This window comes from Psychroserpens algicola, assembly GCF_014526325.1.
GTDB classification, from domain to species: Bacteria; Bacteroidota; Bacteroidia; order Flavobacteriales; family Flavobacteriaceae; genus Psychroserpens; species Psychroserpens algicola.
Map to the genome: position 1 here is coordinate 15,325 of NZ_JACNMJ010000009.1, position 14,197 is coordinate 29,521.

Annotated in this window: 14 protein-coding genes; 7 read left to right on the plus strand and 7 right to left on the minus strand. The window is 33.3% G+C overall.

The features are described from left to right. Nucleotides 1–657 carry a CBS domain-containing protein gene (locus H7350_RS15765; RefSeq protein ID WP_204346890.1) on the minus strand — a complete coding sequence of 219 codons (657 nt, stop codon included), beginning with the start codon at nucleotides 655–657 and terminating at the stop codon, nucleotides 1–3. An 89-nt stretch (nucleotides 658–746) separates the two neighbouring features. Here H7350_RS15765 and H7350_RS15770 point away from each other — a divergent pair, with 89 nt between their 5' ends. The 6 genes from H7350_RS15770 (at nucleotide 747) to clpX (ending at nucleotide 6,080) form a co-directional block, all read left to right on the plus strand. Further along, nucleotides 747–1,460 carry a pyridoxine 5'-phosphate synthase gene (locus H7350_RS15770; RefSeq protein WP_204346891.1) on the plus strand — a complete coding sequence of 238 codons (714 nt, stop codon included), beginning with the start codon at nucleotides 747–749 and terminating at the stop codon, nucleotides 1,458–1,460. Next, nucleotides 1,457–2,230, plus strand: a complete 774-nt coding sequence (locus tag H7350_RS15775) for an alpha/beta fold hydrolase (RefSeq protein ID WP_204346892.1) — start codon at nucleotides 1,457–1,459, stop codon at nucleotides 2,228–2,230. Before H7350_RS15770 ends, H7350_RS15775 begins: the two co-directional genes overlap by 4 nt. Before the next feature lie 17 nt (nucleotides 2,231–2,247). Continuing rightward, complete coding sequence (locus H7350_RS15780) at nucleotides 2,248–2,598, plus strand: phage holin family protein (protein ID WP_204346893.1); 351 nt, start codon at nucleotides 2,248–2,250, stop codon at nucleotides 2,596–2,598. A gap of 107 nt (nucleotides 2,599–2,705) precedes the next feature. Beyond that, nucleotides 2,706–4,028: a trigger factor gene (gene tig / locus H7350_RS15785; protein ID WP_204346894.1), complete on the plus strand. Its 1,323-nt coding sequence runs from the start codon at nucleotides 2,706–2,708 to the stop codon at nucleotides 4,026–4,028. 88 nt (nucleotides 4,029–4,116) lie between these two features. Continuing rightward, entirely contained in the window at nucleotides 4,117–4,791 is a 675-nt protein-coding gene (gene clpP, locus H7350_RS15790) for an ATP-dependent Clp endopeptidase proteolytic subunit ClpP (RefSeq protein ID WP_204346895.1), read from the plus strand. Nucleotides 4,792–4,847: 56 nt separating this feature from the next. Beyond that, the gene (clpX, locus tag H7350_RS15795) at nucleotides 4,848–6,080 is read left to right on the plus strand and encodes an ATP-dependent Clp protease ATP-binding subunit ClpX (protein ID WP_204346896.1); all 1,233 of its coding nucleotides are present in this window, start codon (nucleotides 4,848–4,850) and stop codon (nucleotides 6,078–6,080) included. Between the two features lie 320 nt (nucleotides 6,081–6,400). Here clpX and H7350_RS15800 read toward each other — a convergent pair whose 3' ends face one another. Further along, nucleotides 6,401–7,921, minus strand: coding sequence for a GH3 auxin-responsive promoter family protein (locus tag H7350_RS15800; RefSeq protein ID WP_204346897.1), 1,521 nt, complete (start codon nucleotides 7,919–7,921; stop codon nucleotides 6,401–6,403). Nucleotides 7,922–7,964: 43 nt separating this feature from the next. Between H7350_RS15800 and H7350_RS15805 the strand changes: the two genes are divergently transcribed. Beyond that, nucleotides 7,965–8,759 (plus strand): DUF2797 domain-containing protein, encoded by a 795-nt coding sequence (locus H7350_RS15805; protein WP_204346898.1) that lies wholly within the window; start codon nucleotides 7,965–7,967, stop codon nucleotides 8,757–8,759. Here the strand turns inward: H7350_RS15805 and H7350_RS15810 are convergent. The 5 genes from H7350_RS15810 to H7350_RS15830 form a co-directional block, all read right to left on the minus strand. Next, nucleotides 8,756–9,376 carry a LysE family transporter gene (locus H7350_RS15810; protein ID WP_204346899.1) on the minus strand — a complete coding sequence of 207 codons (621 nt, stop codon included), beginning with the start codon at nucleotides 9,374–9,376 and terminating at the stop codon, nucleotides 8,756–8,758. The two genes, H7350_RS15805 and H7350_RS15810, sit on opposite strands and share 4 nt — an antisense overlap. A gap of 100 nt (nucleotides 9,377–9,476) precedes the next feature. Beyond that, on the minus strand, nucleotides 9,477–9,671 hold the full coding sequence (gene rpsU, locus H7350_RS15815; RefSeq protein WP_033957818.1) for a 30S ribosomal protein S21: 195 nt from the start codon (nucleotides 9,669–9,671) through the stop codon (nucleotides 9,477–9,479). Between the two features lie 28 nt (nucleotides 9,672–9,699). After that, complete coding sequence (locus H7350_RS15820) at nucleotides 9,700–10,563, minus strand: sigma-70 family RNA polymerase sigma factor (protein WP_204346900.1); 864 nt, start codon at nucleotides 10,561–10,563, stop codon at nucleotides 9,700–9,702. A gap of 142 nt (nucleotides 10,564–10,705) precedes the next feature. Next, on the minus strand, nucleotides 10,706–13,345 hold the full coding sequence (locus H7350_RS15825; RefSeq protein WP_204346901.1) for an AsmA-like C-terminal region-containing protein: 2,640 nt from the start codon (nucleotides 13,343–13,345) through the stop codon (nucleotides 10,706–10,708). Between the two features lie 101 nt (nucleotides 13,346–13,446). Further along, complete coding sequence (locus H7350_RS15830; RefSeq protein WP_204346902.1) at nucleotides 13,447–14,151, minus strand: queuosine precursor transporter; 705 nt, start codon at nucleotides 14,149–14,151, stop codon at nucleotides 13,447–13,449. Nucleotides 14,152–14,197 lie beyond the last annotated feature (46 nt).

Genomic DNA, 14,197 nt, shown 5'->3' on the forward strand with positions numbered 1-14,197 from the left:
TTAAATATCTAAGTATTTTTTTAAGTAATCTGATCGCTCCTTCAAATTTTCTACATACGTATCCTCTTCATGTCCTGAAATAATATTATAACTGTATCTTCTAAAGGTATGGATAACATCATTTAGACCAGCATTTCCAATTTTTAATGTAATTTGTATCAGGTCACTTTCCATTTTAGATACAAAAGCGCCTAAGATTTTAGCATCATTTGATTCTACTATTTGACTAATTTCACTAAACGAATAATCCTGAATACCTTTTTCAACAATTAAAATGCCTCCAGGCTCAGCAAAAAATGGTGTTTCATTAAATAAACCAATAATATCTCCAAGCTCATAATATCCTAAATAATTATTATGCTTATCTAAAACAGGCATAATATTGCATGAATTTTGAGCAAATGTTTCAAGTACATCAAGCCAGTTGGTGTCTGGTCTAACAAAAAAGCCATCAAGCGCATAATTACAATTAGCTATAGTTTTTTGTGACTCAAAACAATGGGCATCGGTTTCAGAAATACAGCCTTGGTAAATCCCGTTGCTTTCTACAGGAATGTGAGAATAGGTTAACTCATTAAAAATAAGTTGGACATCACTCACTTTGTCATTAATATTGAGTGGTTTTATATCGTTGATGATGTATTCTTTTAAAGGCATAGGTGTTCTGAATTCTAATGCAAATTAATTAAAAATAACCACAATAAGCATGTCGGACTTTGTATTTTTGTAATCTAAATTATAGATATATGACTAAGCTAAGTGTAAATATTAATAAGATAGCCACATTGCGAAACTCAAGAGGTGGGCAAACACCAAATGTCGTGCAATTTGCAAAAGACGTCCAGCGTTTTGGAGCCGAGGGTGTTACCGTACATCCACGACCAGATGAAAGACATATTCGCTATCAGGATACTCGGGATTTAAAACCCGTAGTGCATACAGAGTTTAATGTAGAAGGAAATCCTATTAAATCATTTATGGATCTGGTCTTAGAGGTCAAACCAACGCAAGTAACTTTGGTGCCAGATGCTGTTGATGCTTTAACTTCGGATGCAGGATGGGACACTATTAAACATAAAGATTTTTTAACTGAAGTCATATCAGAATTTAAATCAAATGGTATTCGTACATCCATTTTTGTAGATCCTGTTTTGCAAATGGTTGAAGGTGCTAAAGCTACAGGTACAGATCGTATTGAGTTATATACCGAATCTTTTGCACATCAATACGGATTAGGTAATGAAAAAGCAATTGAACCTTTTACTAAAGCTGCTGAATTAGCTAATAGTATCGGACTCGGAGTGAACGCAGGACACGATTTGTCATTAGACAATATTAAATTTTTTAAACAACATATTCCTGGCTTATTAGAAGTTTCAATTGGACATGCTCTAGTATCTGAAAGTTTATATCTGGGCGTTGAAAATGTTATACAAATGTATTTACAACGATTACAATGAAGTTACATTCTCAAATTATAGGTCAAGGTCAACCATTTATTATTCTTCACGGTTTTCTCGGAATGAGCGATAATTGGAAAACCCTTGCAAAAAAGTTTAGTGAAGCTGGTTTTCAAATGCATCTGGTCGATCAGCGCAATCATGGTCGCAGTTTTCATGCCGATACGTTTAATTATGATGTGTTATCCGATGATTTAAAACAGTATTGTGATGAACATGATTTAAAAGACATTGTTTTGCTCGGCCATTCTATGGGTGGGAAAACGGCTATGCTTTTCGCTACCGAATATCCTGAACTCGTGTCTAAATTACTCGTTGCAGATATTAGTCCGCGTTTTTATCCGGTACACCACGATGCTATTCTTGCAGGATTGGATGCGTTAGATTTTTCTAAAATTAAAAGTAGAGGTGAAGCAGATACACTATTATCACAATATGTTTCTGAAATAGGAACCCGTATGTTTTTGTTAAAGAATTTGTATTGGGTAGAGAAAGGGCAACTCGGATTAAGAGTTAACCTAGAAGTGCTGAAAAATCATGTTTCCGAAGTTGGAGAAGCGTTACCAGTACATGCAAAGTTTGAAAATCCAACTTTATTTTTAAGAGGTGATAAAAGCGAGTATGTCATGCCTAATGATGAAAAATTAATTAAGCAGCATTTTCCATTGGCAGAAATCGTAACCATTAGCAATGCTGGCCATTGGTTACATGCTGAAAATCCAACCGATTTTTATGAAGCTGTGATTAAATTCATTACTTTAAACACTTAATCAAAATATCTTTAATTATGAATCTCCTTATCCGACTTTTAATTACCGCAGGAATTGTAATGTTACTTGCGCATTTCTTACCAGGAGTTGCAGTTAGTGGTCTTGCTGCTGCTATTATCGTAGCCATTGTTTTAGCATTGCTTAATGCAATTGTAAAACCCATTTTAGTCATTTTAACAATTCCTATTACTATACTTACTTTGGGCCTCTTTTTATTCGTCATTAATGCGTGTATTATTTTACTGGCTGACAAATTTATAGATGGTTTTGGAGTTGATGGATTTTGGACAGCTTTACTGTTTAGTATTCTTTTATCGATTTCACAATCTATAGCCTATTCGTTTTTAAAGGAAGGGAAGAAAAATTAGTCTCAAATACAGTGAGTTAAAATCTTGTTGGGTTGCAAAAAAAAGCGTATTTTTGCAGCCCTTTTTAACGTAAAAGTAAATGCCCTTTTGGGTTTATAGTAGATACAATGAATATTACAAGAGAAAATATCGATGCATTAAATGCAGTGGTAAAAGTAGACATCGCTAAAGAAGATTATAGCGATAAAGTAGAAAAAATCTTAAGCGATTACCGTAAATCGGCTAACATACCTGGTTTTAGAAAGGGTCATGTGCCAATGACTATGGTAAAAAAGCAATATGGAAAAGCTGTTTTAGTCGATGAGGTAAATAAGCTTTTACAAGATGCTTTAGGAAAGTATTTAACTGAAGAAAAATTAGACGTTTTAGGTAATCCGTTACCAAAACCTCAAGATGATTTAGATTGGGATGCCGATGCTTTTTCTTTTGAATTCGAATTAGGTTTAGCTCCTGAATTTGAAGTCGATCTAAAAAGTAAAAAAGCAATCACACATTACAATATCGTTGCCGATGATAAAATGCTAGACAATCAAGTTGAGCATATCAGAAAGCAATATGGTAAAATAGTATCTGAAACAGAAGTGTCTAAAGATTCTGAAATTACAGGTGTATTTGCTAATGAAGAGAAAGCAATCAATAACTCAACAACCATTACTTTAGATAAATTTAAAGGTAAAGCAACCGAGAAGAAATTTATTGGTGCTAAAGTTGGAGATGTCATTACTTTAAAAACTAAAGGATTATTTAAAGATGATCATGATCTAATGACCTTTTTAAAAGTGTCTCATGATGATGCGCATGGTTTAGATGTTGAAGTAACCTTCACGATCACTGAAATCAACTCAAGAGAGTTAGCCGATTTAGATCAAGAATTATTTGATAAATTATTTGGAAAAGGGATTGTAACGTCTGTAACCGAATTAAAAGAAAAAATTAAAGAAGATTCTGAAAAGCAATTTGCTCAACAAGGCGATCAAAAATTATTAAACGATGTTACCGAATATTTGGTTGACAACACAAAGTTTGATTTACCAGCAGAATTTTTACAAAAATGGATGCAAACGGCAGGTGAAACTGAAATGGATGCAGAGCAAGCTAAAGAGGAATATGAAAAGTCTGAAAAAAGCATGCGTTACCAGTTGATTGAAGGTAAACTTATCGAAAAACATAACCTTCAGGTATCATTTGATGATTTAAAAGATCACGCTAAAGAAATGATTAAAGTACAAATGGCTCAATTTGGTCAAACCAATTCATCTGATGAAGAATTAGAAGGTATTGCAGCAAGAATCTTATCTAATAAAGATGAGGTTAAACGTTTGTCTGAACAATTAATGAGTACTAAATTGTTAAACCTTTACAAATCTGAAGCTAATCTTAAGACAAAAGAGATAACTTACGATGATTTTGTAAAAGAGTTCTACAGTTAATCGTTTACAGTATAAATTAGTATATTTGAGCGTAAGACTGAGAAGTCTTACGCTTTTTGTTTCACAATAAATGATTTAATAAAAATCTATGGATTACGGAAAAGAATTTGAAAAATTCGCTATAAAAGATCAAGGTATCAGCAGTACATATTACAATAAGATTATCAGTAGTATGTATCCAACAAGTTTAACGCCTAACATTATAGAAGAGCGCCAAATGAACATCGCTATTTTTGATGTGTTTTCGCGTTTAATGATGGATCGTATTATATTTATGGGCACTGCAATTAATGATCAGGTTGCCAATATTATTCAGGCACAATTACTGTTTTTAGAAAGTACAGATGCCTCTAAAGACATCCAAATTTACATCAACTCTCCAGGAGGAAGTGTGTATGCAGGTTTAGGAATTTATGATACCATGCAATTAATTAAGCCAGACGTTGCTACAATATGTACTGGTATGGCAGCTTCAATGGGAGCCGTTTTATTGTGTGCTGGTGAAAAAGGAAAACGTAGTGGGCTAACGCATTCTCGTGTGATGATTCACCAACCCTTAGGAGGTGCACAAGGTCAGGCGAGTGATATTGAAATAACAGCTCGTGAAATATTGATACTTAAAGAAGAGTTATATAGAATTATTAGTAAGCATTCGGGTCAGGATTACGACAAAATTTATAATGATAGTGATCGTGATTACTGGATGAGAGCTGATAAAGCTAAAGAATACGGAATGATAGACGAAGTACTATCAAGAGGATAAAAAAAGAATATATGCTTATGGTTTCGCTTCGGAACTATTAAGTTTTAAATTGATTTATGGCAAAAGAAGAATTAGAATGTTCGTTTTGTGGACGAAAAAAGCCTGAAACCAATCTGTTGATTGCTGGTTTAGATGCACACATTTGTGATCGATGTATCGAGCAAGCTCATGGTATTGTATTAGAAGAATCTAAGCAATCTGATAATGCAGAATTGTCTTCAGAGTTGATGCTAAAAAAGCCACAACAAATAAAAACATTTCTTGACGAATATATTATAGGACAGGAACACACCAAGAAAGTGATGTCTGTTGCTGTATATAATCACTACAAGCGTCTATTACAACCGCCATCTGAAGATGATATTGAAATTCAGAAATCAAACATCGTCATGGTTGGTCAAACAGGTACTGGTAAAACCTTAATTGCAAAAACCGTTGCAAAAATGCTTAATGTGCCTTTGGCCATTGTTGATGCTACAGTTTTAACCGAAGCTGGTTATGTTGGTGAAGATGTTGAAAGTATTTTGACACGTTTGCTTCAGGCTGCAGATTACAATCTTGAAAAAGCAGAAAGAGGAATCGTTTTTATCGATGAGATTGATAAAATCGCTCGTAAAAGTGATAACCCTTCGATAACAAGAGATGTGTCTGGAGAAGGTGTACAACAAGCCTTACTAAAATTGTTAGAAGGTACTGTTGTTAATGTGCCGCCAAAAGGCGGTCGTAAGCATCCTGATCAAAAATTTATTGAAGTAAATACCGAACATATTTTATTTATCGCTGGAGGTGCCTTTGATGGTATAGATCGTCATATATCGAAACGATTAAATATGGCAGCCATTGGTTATAAAGCGTCTCATGATGATGAAATAGCCGATCCTGACAATATGTTGCAATATATCATTCCTAAAGATTTAAAAGATTTTGGATTGATACCCGAAATTATTGGTAGACTTCCTGTATTGACTTACATGGATCCCTTAGATGCTAATACCTTACGTGCTATTTTAACAGAGCCTAAAAATGCAATCATAAAGCAGTATAAGAAGTTGTTTTCTATGGATGATATAGAATTCTCAATTACTGAAGGTGCTTTAGAATTTATCGTTACCAAGGCTATAGAATACAAGTTAGGAGCTAGAGGACTGCGTTCGCTGTGTGAGGAAATTTTAACAGACGCGATGTTTGAAATGCCAAGTTCTGGTGATAAGAAACTTAATGTCACAAAATCTTATGCTGAAAGTAAATTAACAAAGACTACGCTTAAAAAGTTAAAGGCTGTGTCTTAAGTTTGTTGCTCAAATGCTTATAAAAAAATAAAACCACTCTTTCCCAGGAGTGGTTTTTTATTTGGATTTAAAAACTAATATTGCTAAACAATATCTAAAATATTTTTTATCAATTTTGAGTCTTATAAAAGATGTTTTACACTATCTTTTGCTTTAAGACTTCGTAAATATAGGTGCAATAATTCCATAATAAAAACCACTTTCCCCTGTTTTGGATAAACAACAGTAAATACTCGTTGTGTGGGAAAATACTTTACCATTCATCGGATTTTTAAAGAATTTTTTATCCAATTGAAGGTGTCAACTATAAAATCACTTTATTAAGAGCTGGTATTTAAGCTTAGTAATTCATCAATATACTCTCTGCTGTTTGATAATCTGGGAATTTTATGTTGACCACCTAATTTGTCATGCTGTTTTAGCCAGTCATAAAATAAATGTTCTCTGGCAATATGAATGGTAGGCATATTTAAAGTCATATTATTAAGTCGTTTGGCTTCATAATCTGAATTTAATGACTTTAGCTTTGTATCTAATAAGGTATTAAATGTCTCAAGATCTTGAGGTGGTTTTTTAAATTCAATTAACCATTCGTGTGATCCTTTTTGTTTTCCGTTCATAAAAATTGGAGCAGCTGTATAATCAACGATTTCAGCATTTGTAGAACAACATACTTCTCTAAGCGCATCTTCAGCATTTTCAATAATCAGCTCTTCTCCAAAGGCATTGATATGATGTTTGGTTCGACCAGAGACTTTAATTCGATAAGGGTTAATAGATGTAAAGCGAACAGTGTCCCCAATTTTATAACGCCAGAGCCCAGCATTGGTGGTAATAATTACTGCATAGTTAATACCAACCTCTACTTCACTTAACGGAATCACTTTTTGATCAAGTGATCCATAACTGTGCATTGGTATGAATTCGTAAAAAATGCCATAGTCTAGCATCAGTAATAACTCGCTGCTGTTATTTTGATCTTGTATAGCAAAAAAGCCTTCCGAAGCATTATAAATTTCATAATATCTAAAATTAGATTTAGGCAAAATGGCTTTATATTGATCCACATAAGGTACAAAACTCACACCTCCATGGAAGTAAACTTCTAGGTTTGGCCAGATGTCAAAAAGACTTTCATGTCCTGTAGCATCTAAGACATTATTAAGTAGTACAAGCATCCAAGAAGGTACACCAGCTAAACTGGTCACGTTTTCATTTCTTGTTTCTTCAACGATGGCTTGCATCTTAATTTCCCAGTCGCTCATTAAAGAGACTTTGCTACTGGGTGTGCTACTAAACTCAGCCCAAAAAGGCATATTGTCAATTAATATTGCAGACAAATCACCAAAAGCAGTGCCATTTTCTTTATACAATTCTTTACTGCCTCCCAATCGTAAACTTTTACCTGTAAACAGCTGGGAATCTTCATTGTTATTTAAATACATACACAGCAAATCTTTACTGGCAGCATAGTGACAATCCTCGAGCGATTCTGTACTTACGGGAATAAATTTACTCTTAGCATTAGTGGTTCCACTAGATTTGGCAAACCATCGTATAGGATGCGGCCAAAAAATATTATGTTCTCCTCGACGAGAGCGTTCAATCATATGCTGACAATCTTCATACGAGGAAATAGGAATTCGTTCAGAAAAGGTCTTATAATTGGTGATTGAGCTAAAGTCGTAAGTCTTACCGATTTCAGTATCCTTTGCAGTAGAAAGGAGCTGAAATAGTAATTCATTTTGGACTTCATTGGGATATTTTAAAAACAATTCAATTTGATGAAATCGCTTTTTTAAAAACCACGAAGCAATAGAATTTACTAATGGAATCGGCATTTTTATAGTATCTTTAAGTTTTAAAAATAATACTTTTTTTTATATGTTTTATCAAGGTGTTTTAACAAAGATGCAAACCGAGTTTGCTGAGCCGATACAATATTATTTGATATTAGAAAATGACTTCCTGAATATGAACCAGTTATTAGGTAAAACGATAACTATGGAGTTTGTAAAATACCAATGTTTAAAATGCGGATTAGATAAACCTATTTATCGCCAAGGGTTTTGTAAAGAAGATTTTTTTGATATTCCTCAAGCTGGTGATTGGATTATGAGACCAGAATTGTCAACAGCACATTTAGGAAAAGAAGATCGTGATTTGGAGTATGAAAAAAAAGTGCAATTGCAACCACATATTGTGTATTTAGCCAACTCAAGCAACATTAAGGTTGGAGTGACCAGAAAGGCTCAGGTGCCAACACGCTGGATAGATCAAGGAGCGCATGAAGCTATAGAAATTGTTGAGGTGCCAAATCGTTACCTCGCTGGTATTACTGAAGTTGCGCTAAAAGATTATGTGGCAGATAAAACCAACTGGAGGAAAATGCTAAAGAATGATATAGAGGATGAAAATTTAGTAGAGTGGCGAGAGCGCTTAAAAAGCCATATTCCTGACGAAGCGCAAGAGTATTACATTGCGTCTAATTCTGAAACTCATCTTGAATTCCCTGTGCAAAAATACCCTGTAAAACCTAAAAGCCTTAATATGATTAAGGAGCAATCGTACACAGGTATATTAGTTGGTGTTAAAGGCCAGTATCTCATATTTAATGATGATACTGTTTTTAATGTAAGAGCTAATGAAGGGCTTGTTATAAAGTTTACTATAGCTTAAAGTGATATCGTAATTGCCTGAGTAATTCCTATAATAATTAGTAAAACACCTGTGATTTTATTCATCACAAAAGTGATGTTATGCACCTTGTTTTTTAAGGCAATACTAAATTTACTGTAGGTATAAAGCGTTATTAGTTTACCTATATATACTCCTGAAAAAAATAAGAATAATACTGGTAATGGTGATCCAATTGATAGCATTAAATCATAATTGTTAATGATGCCAAAAGCAACAATCCAATAGATGAGTACTGGAGGATTTAAGAGTCCTAAAAGAAAACCTATAACATATTTTGAAGAGATGATTGCATTCTTTTTTTGCATTTTCTCAGTCGTTTTTTTAAAAATCAGATAACTACCAATAGTCATTAAAACGACTACGACAAGAATTTGAATCCACATATTGCGATCAAAGAAGTCTCTAATGACTATGTTGCAATGCAATGCGTAGTAGGAGAGCAGAACTTCGGCTATACCTGCTGCAATAGCAATTTTAAGCGCTTGTTTTGCATTTTGTTTTATGGTGGTATTTATTACTGCAATGTTGGAAGCGCCTAAAGGTAGAGCTCCAATGCTACTTGCTAATAATCCGATGAATACATACAAAAGAATCATGTGGAGTTTGTAGGCCTTGTTTTAAAAAACTTACAGTTAAAACATAAAAAAAGCATCCCGATAATGTCGGGATGCTTTTTTTATATCAAGTGAAAAACCACTAAATATCCTCTTGATCTCTCAAGTTTTGGATATAACCGGCTTTTTGAATTTCACGTCTTCTTTTTACTGACGGCTTTGTGAAAAACTGGTTCTCACGAATGTTTTGCATCGTCTTAACGTTACGGTGTTTTCTTTTGTAACGTTTTAAAGCACGTTCAATGCTTTCTCCTTCTTTTACTAAAATTTTAATCATTGTAATACTTGTAGTTATTGGTTTAGGGCTATCCTAAATACGTTTTTAATATTTTACTTTTTGAATCTTGGCGTAAACGCTTGATTCCTTTTTCTCTAATTTGTCTTACACGCTCTCTTGTTAAATCAAATGTCGCTCCAATTTCATCTAATGTCATTGGTGGCTCATTACTTAATCCGAAATTTAAACGAATCACATCACTTTCTTTTTGTGATAAAGTGTCTAGCGCTCTATTAATTTCAACATTAAGCGATTCTTTCATCAAGTCTCTATCTGGATTTGGTGACTCACCGGATTTTACAACATCGTATAAACTTGAGGTCTCACCTTCTTTTAAAGGTGCGTCCATTGATAAATGTCTCCCAGAATTCTTTAATGATTGTTTCACTTCTGAAACTGTCATATCTAATTCTTGTGCGATTTCCTCAGCACTAGGAGGTCTTTGATGGGTTTGCTCTAAAAATGAGAACGTCTTATTGATTTTATTAATTGAACCAATTTTGTTCAAAGGTAATCTAACTATTCGAGATTGTTCTGCTAAAGCTTGTAAAATTGCTTGTCTAATCCACCAAACAGCATAAGAAATGAATTTGAAACCTCTCGTTTCATCAAAACGCTTAGCTGCTTTAACCAATCCAGCATTACCTTCATTAATTAAATCAGGAAGCGTTAACCCTTGGTTTTGGTATTGTTTAGCAACAGAAACTACGAAACGCAAGTTTGCCGTCGTGAGTTTGTCTAAAGCCAATTGATCGCCTTCTCTTATTCGCTGTGCGAGTTCAACTTCTTCTTCAGCAGTAATCATTGGAAGTTTACTGATGTCTTGTAGGTATTTATCTAAGGATTTAGATTCACGGTTGGTAACTTGTTTGGTAATTTTTAATTGCCTCATATATTCTATCTTGTTTTAAATAGTTCGCAAGAATGTAATGTAACTTTTAATTTGAAAAAAGCAAATAAAAAGCTACTTCTTTACAAAAAAATATTAAAAAGGTCGATTTTTTAAGGTTTTATTAACTTTTCAGAATAAAACCTTACTGATTTTTAGTTGAATCTTGCTTCTTTTTCCTGTTTTTAAGTAAGCCTCCCAGTAAATCTTTTACGCCTTCTTTTAAAGGATCTGAAGTTTTTGTGGTGTCTGTTTTTACAGATGTTGAATCTTTTGTCGTTTCATTTTTAGTGCCACCGAGAATTCCGCCTAATATATCACTGACTTTATCTTTTCCTTTATCTAGTAATTTTTGTTTTTCAATTTCAATGAGTTGTTTGGTTAAATTTGAAACACCACTTGTTAGGTCGGTTTGTACTTTCGGACTCGAATATGTTCCAGTAATATTTGCCGTGACAGGAATTGTGATTTTATTGACTTCAGGGTCATTTATCTTTCCAATTAAACGGTTAACTTCACTACCTAAATATTTTGCAGGTACTTCAAAAACGGCATTATAATTTAAGGTTTTGTCAAAACCATGCGCTCCTGATACAACGATACCTATATCTTTATATTTTAGATTAAAAGGCTTTACGTTAACGAGTCCGTTTGAAAAATCTAATCGGGTTTTAATATCTTTTAAATCTATTTTATCAAAATCAATAAAGTTTAAAGCACCATTGAGTTTATTTAAAACTGAGGCTTCATTTTTATTAATGCTTGTTGTTAATAATTCGGCAAAAGCATCACCAGAAATTGTGCTAAGGTTAGGTGAGAACTCCTCATCTAGTGTTCCTTGTAGTTTGATTACTGTATTTAATTTTCCTTGTAATGCTTTGGCAATTGGAGCCAAATTTTGAAGTAATTCTAAATCTTTAAAAGATTTTGATAAGTCAAAGTCTTCGGCGCCTAAATTGAGATTAAAAACCGGAACATCAGTTTTGGTGGATACCGTTCCTGTTAAGGCTAGTACACCATCAAATAAATTTGACGTCAGATTTTGCAAATTAGCTTCTTGATCTTTAATAGCAAGCGTACCATTTACATCTTTTAAAGTTAGATTATCATAAACTACTGTTTTTGCATTGGCATTGATAGTGCAATCTAAAAAATCAGGAATTTTCAAAGATTCTGATTCAGATGTAGTTTTGTTTGAATCTTTAGTAGCTGTTTCATCTTCGACCATAAAATCACTTAGGACAAAATTATTTGAATTCACATTAAAGTTTCCTTGTAATTTTTTGTCGCTTAATAAAAACCCGAGTAAATTTTTAATTGTACCTGTGGCTTTGAAATCACTGGTTCCCGTTTTGGCATCAAAACTATTTAATGACACATTTCCTGGGTTAAAGGTCATGTTTGCTGTATTAATTTGAATAGGATTGACAATGTCTTCCGAAGAAAATACAAAATCGGTTAAACTCACACTACCATTATTTTTGATGCGTTCATAGGCATTGGTTTCAATAGCATTCATATCAAAAGATGTATTGAGTTTCCCTTTTAAAATTCCGCTTAATTGTTTGTCAAAATCTATAGGATATGCCTTTGTAATGTTTGCTAGATTTAAAGTACCATCAATATTGGCATTAACCAGCATGTTTTTTGTTAAGTTTCTAATAACAGCATTCGATTTAAACACATCATCATCGATAGTAAAATTGAGTGTTTTAATATCTACAAAAGTGTCGTCAACATTACCACTGGTATTTTTAATTGAGGTGTTAATTGAAATGTTATTAACTCGTTTTGGTAAATCGGGATATTTAAAAGACGCATTATTAGATACGATGTTAATGTCTAATGTCGGAATAGTTGTTTCGGTCACTTTTCCTTTAATAATACCGTTAACTTTAAAATCACCAGTGGTTTCTACCGATGACATATTTTTAGAATAAGCTTCAGGGATGACGGCTAAAAAATCTTTAAATGACGATTCTGGATTTTCAAACGTGATATCAATATCCTGACCGTCCTCAAGTTGTTGTACATAACCATCAAATACGAGTGGCAATTGATTGATATAGCCTTTATTTTCCATGAAGGTGTATTTCTGCTCCTTTAGATTCATACCAATAAGAGCATCTAATTTTATAGCATTTTCATTGAGGTATTGAGTACTGTCAATACTCATGCTAATATTGGCTGAAGTTTCGGTATCGAGTTGTGATTGTTCTTCGGAAAATGTACCATTTCCAGAATGGTTTAATTCTGAAATATATATCTGAGTATTTGATTTTTCATCAATATAAGTAAAGGCACTATTGTTAATCTTATAATCTTCAATGTCAAACGCAAAGCCTCCAGATGAATCGGCACTTACCGATGCATTTGCCTTCTCTTTAGTGATGTCGTAATTATTGTTTCCAAACGCATCAGTTTTTAGAGTTAGCAAAGCTTCATCAATAGCTATAGAATTAACAACAATTGGGTCTTCATCAGCGCTTTTAAAAAGCTCTTTTACCGACATTGTAAATGCTATGTTTTTTGCCGTAGCAAAAGTTTCGTTTTCAAAAGGCTTATAATTGGTGATTACCAGATCATCTACAGTTACATGTGCCTGCGGAAAACTTCTGATAAAACTCAAACTCAAATCGCTAAATTCTACTTTAGCATTTAAGTTGTCATTAATAAAGCTTTTAACCATATCTTTTATTTGTCCTTGAAAGGCAAAAGGAATGGCAATGAGCAAGAAAAAAATGATAAGAATAGTTATTCCAGTAATTTTAAGTACTTTTTTCATAGGGTTGCTTTGTATGCTATATACGTTTAGAATATAATTTAAGGTTAATTAAAACAAAAGTTTAGTAAAACTTTAACCCATTTGATATGTTTTTTTGTGCTTTAGATGAGTTCGATCTCTTCATTGATTTTTAAATTAAAACGTTTTCTAAATATATATACACCTAGATATAGTAAAGGTGTATCTAAAGCTGCAACGAGAACTTTAAAAAGGAAACCGCTTATTAGTAGTCCTTTAAAGCTACTCCAAGGCAAGATGTCGAAGCTGCATAATAGCGTCACAATCGATAATGTATCTATAAATTGAGAAAACCAGGTCGAAAAGTTATTTCTAAGCCATAAATGCTTGCCTTTAGTAAGCCGTTTCCAAAAGTGATAAATTTGAATGTCAATAAATTGAGCAAATAAATAAGCGGTCATACTGGCAAATACAGCTATAGCCGAACTGCCAAACACAGTCGAAAACAAGTCGTCTTTTACCGGAGATGTTTCTATTGCAGGAGCGCTATCGGCAACTACTATGATGAGTAGTGAAAATATAGACGCAAAAATACCAGCTACAACGACTTGATTGGCGCGCTTTTTTCCATAGATTTCACTAATTAAGTCTGTAATTAAAAAAGTAATGGGATATGGTAAAATTCCAACAGATATTTCAAAAAGTTTAGCTCCAAAAATTTCGACATCAAATGGATGCCAATAAAAAAACTTCTTAAAGATAAGATTCGAAACGACTAAAGACGTGATAAACAAGGCAGCGAGAAATAAATAAATTTTCTGAGCAACAAGTTTGTCTTTTAAGGTCATAAATTGTGAATAAATACTTAGCGTAAATATAAGCTAAAATGGATTT

Excerpts from the sequence above, each read along its gene's own strand:
- H7350_RS15765 (WP_204346890.1), bottom strand. The coding sequence starts at position 657 with ATGCCTTTAAAAGAATACATCATCAACGATATAAAACCACTCAATATT.
- H7350_RS15770 (WP_204346891.1), top strand. The coding sequence starts at position 747 with ATGACTAAGCTAAGTGTAAATATTAATAAGATAGCCACATTGCGAAAC.
- H7350_RS15775 (WP_204346892.1), top strand. The coding sequence starts at position 1,457 with ATGAAGTTACATTCTCAAATTATAGGTCAAGGTCAACCATTTATTATT.
- H7350_RS15780 (WP_204346893.1), top strand. The coding sequence starts at position 2,248 with ATGAATCTCCTTATCCGACTTTTAATTACCGCAGGAATTGTAATGTTA.
- tig (WP_204346894.1), top strand. The coding sequence starts at position 2,706 with ATGAATATTACAAGAGAAAATATCGATGCATTAAATGCAGTGGTAAAA.
- clpP (WP_204346895.1), top strand. The coding sequence starts at position 4,117 with ATGGATTACGGAAAAGAATTTGAAAAATTCGCTATAAAAGATCAAGGT.
- clpX (WP_204346896.1), top strand. The coding sequence starts at position 4,848 with ATGGCAAAAGAAGAATTAGAATGTTCGTTTTGTGGACGAAAAAAGCCT.
- H7350_RS15800 (WP_204346897.1), bottom strand. The coding sequence starts at position 7,921 with ATGCCGATTCCATTAGTAAATTCTATTGCTTCGTGGTTTTTAAAAAAG.
- H7350_RS15805 (WP_204346898.1), top strand. The coding sequence starts at position 7,965 with ATGTTTTATCAAGGTGTTTTAACAAAGATGCAAACCGAGTTTGCTGAG.
- H7350_RS15810 (WP_204346899.1), bottom strand. The coding sequence starts at position 9,376 with ATGATTCTTTTGTATGTATTCATCGGATTATTAGCAAGTAGCATTGGA.
- rpsU (WP_033957818.1), bottom strand. The coding sequence starts at position 9,671 with ATGATTAAAATTTTAGTAAAAGAAGGAGAAAGCATTGAACGTGCTTTA.
- H7350_RS15820 (WP_204346900.1), bottom strand. The coding sequence starts at position 10,563 with ATGAGGCAATTAAAAATTACCAAACAAGTTACCAACCGTGAATCTAAA.
- H7350_RS15825 (WP_204346901.1), bottom strand. The coding sequence starts at position 13,345 with ATGAAAAAAGTACTTAAAATTACTGGAATAACTATTCTTATCATTTTT.
- H7350_RS15830 (WP_204346902.1), bottom strand. The coding sequence starts at position 14,151 with ATGACCTTAAAAGACAAACTTGTTGCTCAGAAAATTTATTTATTTCTC.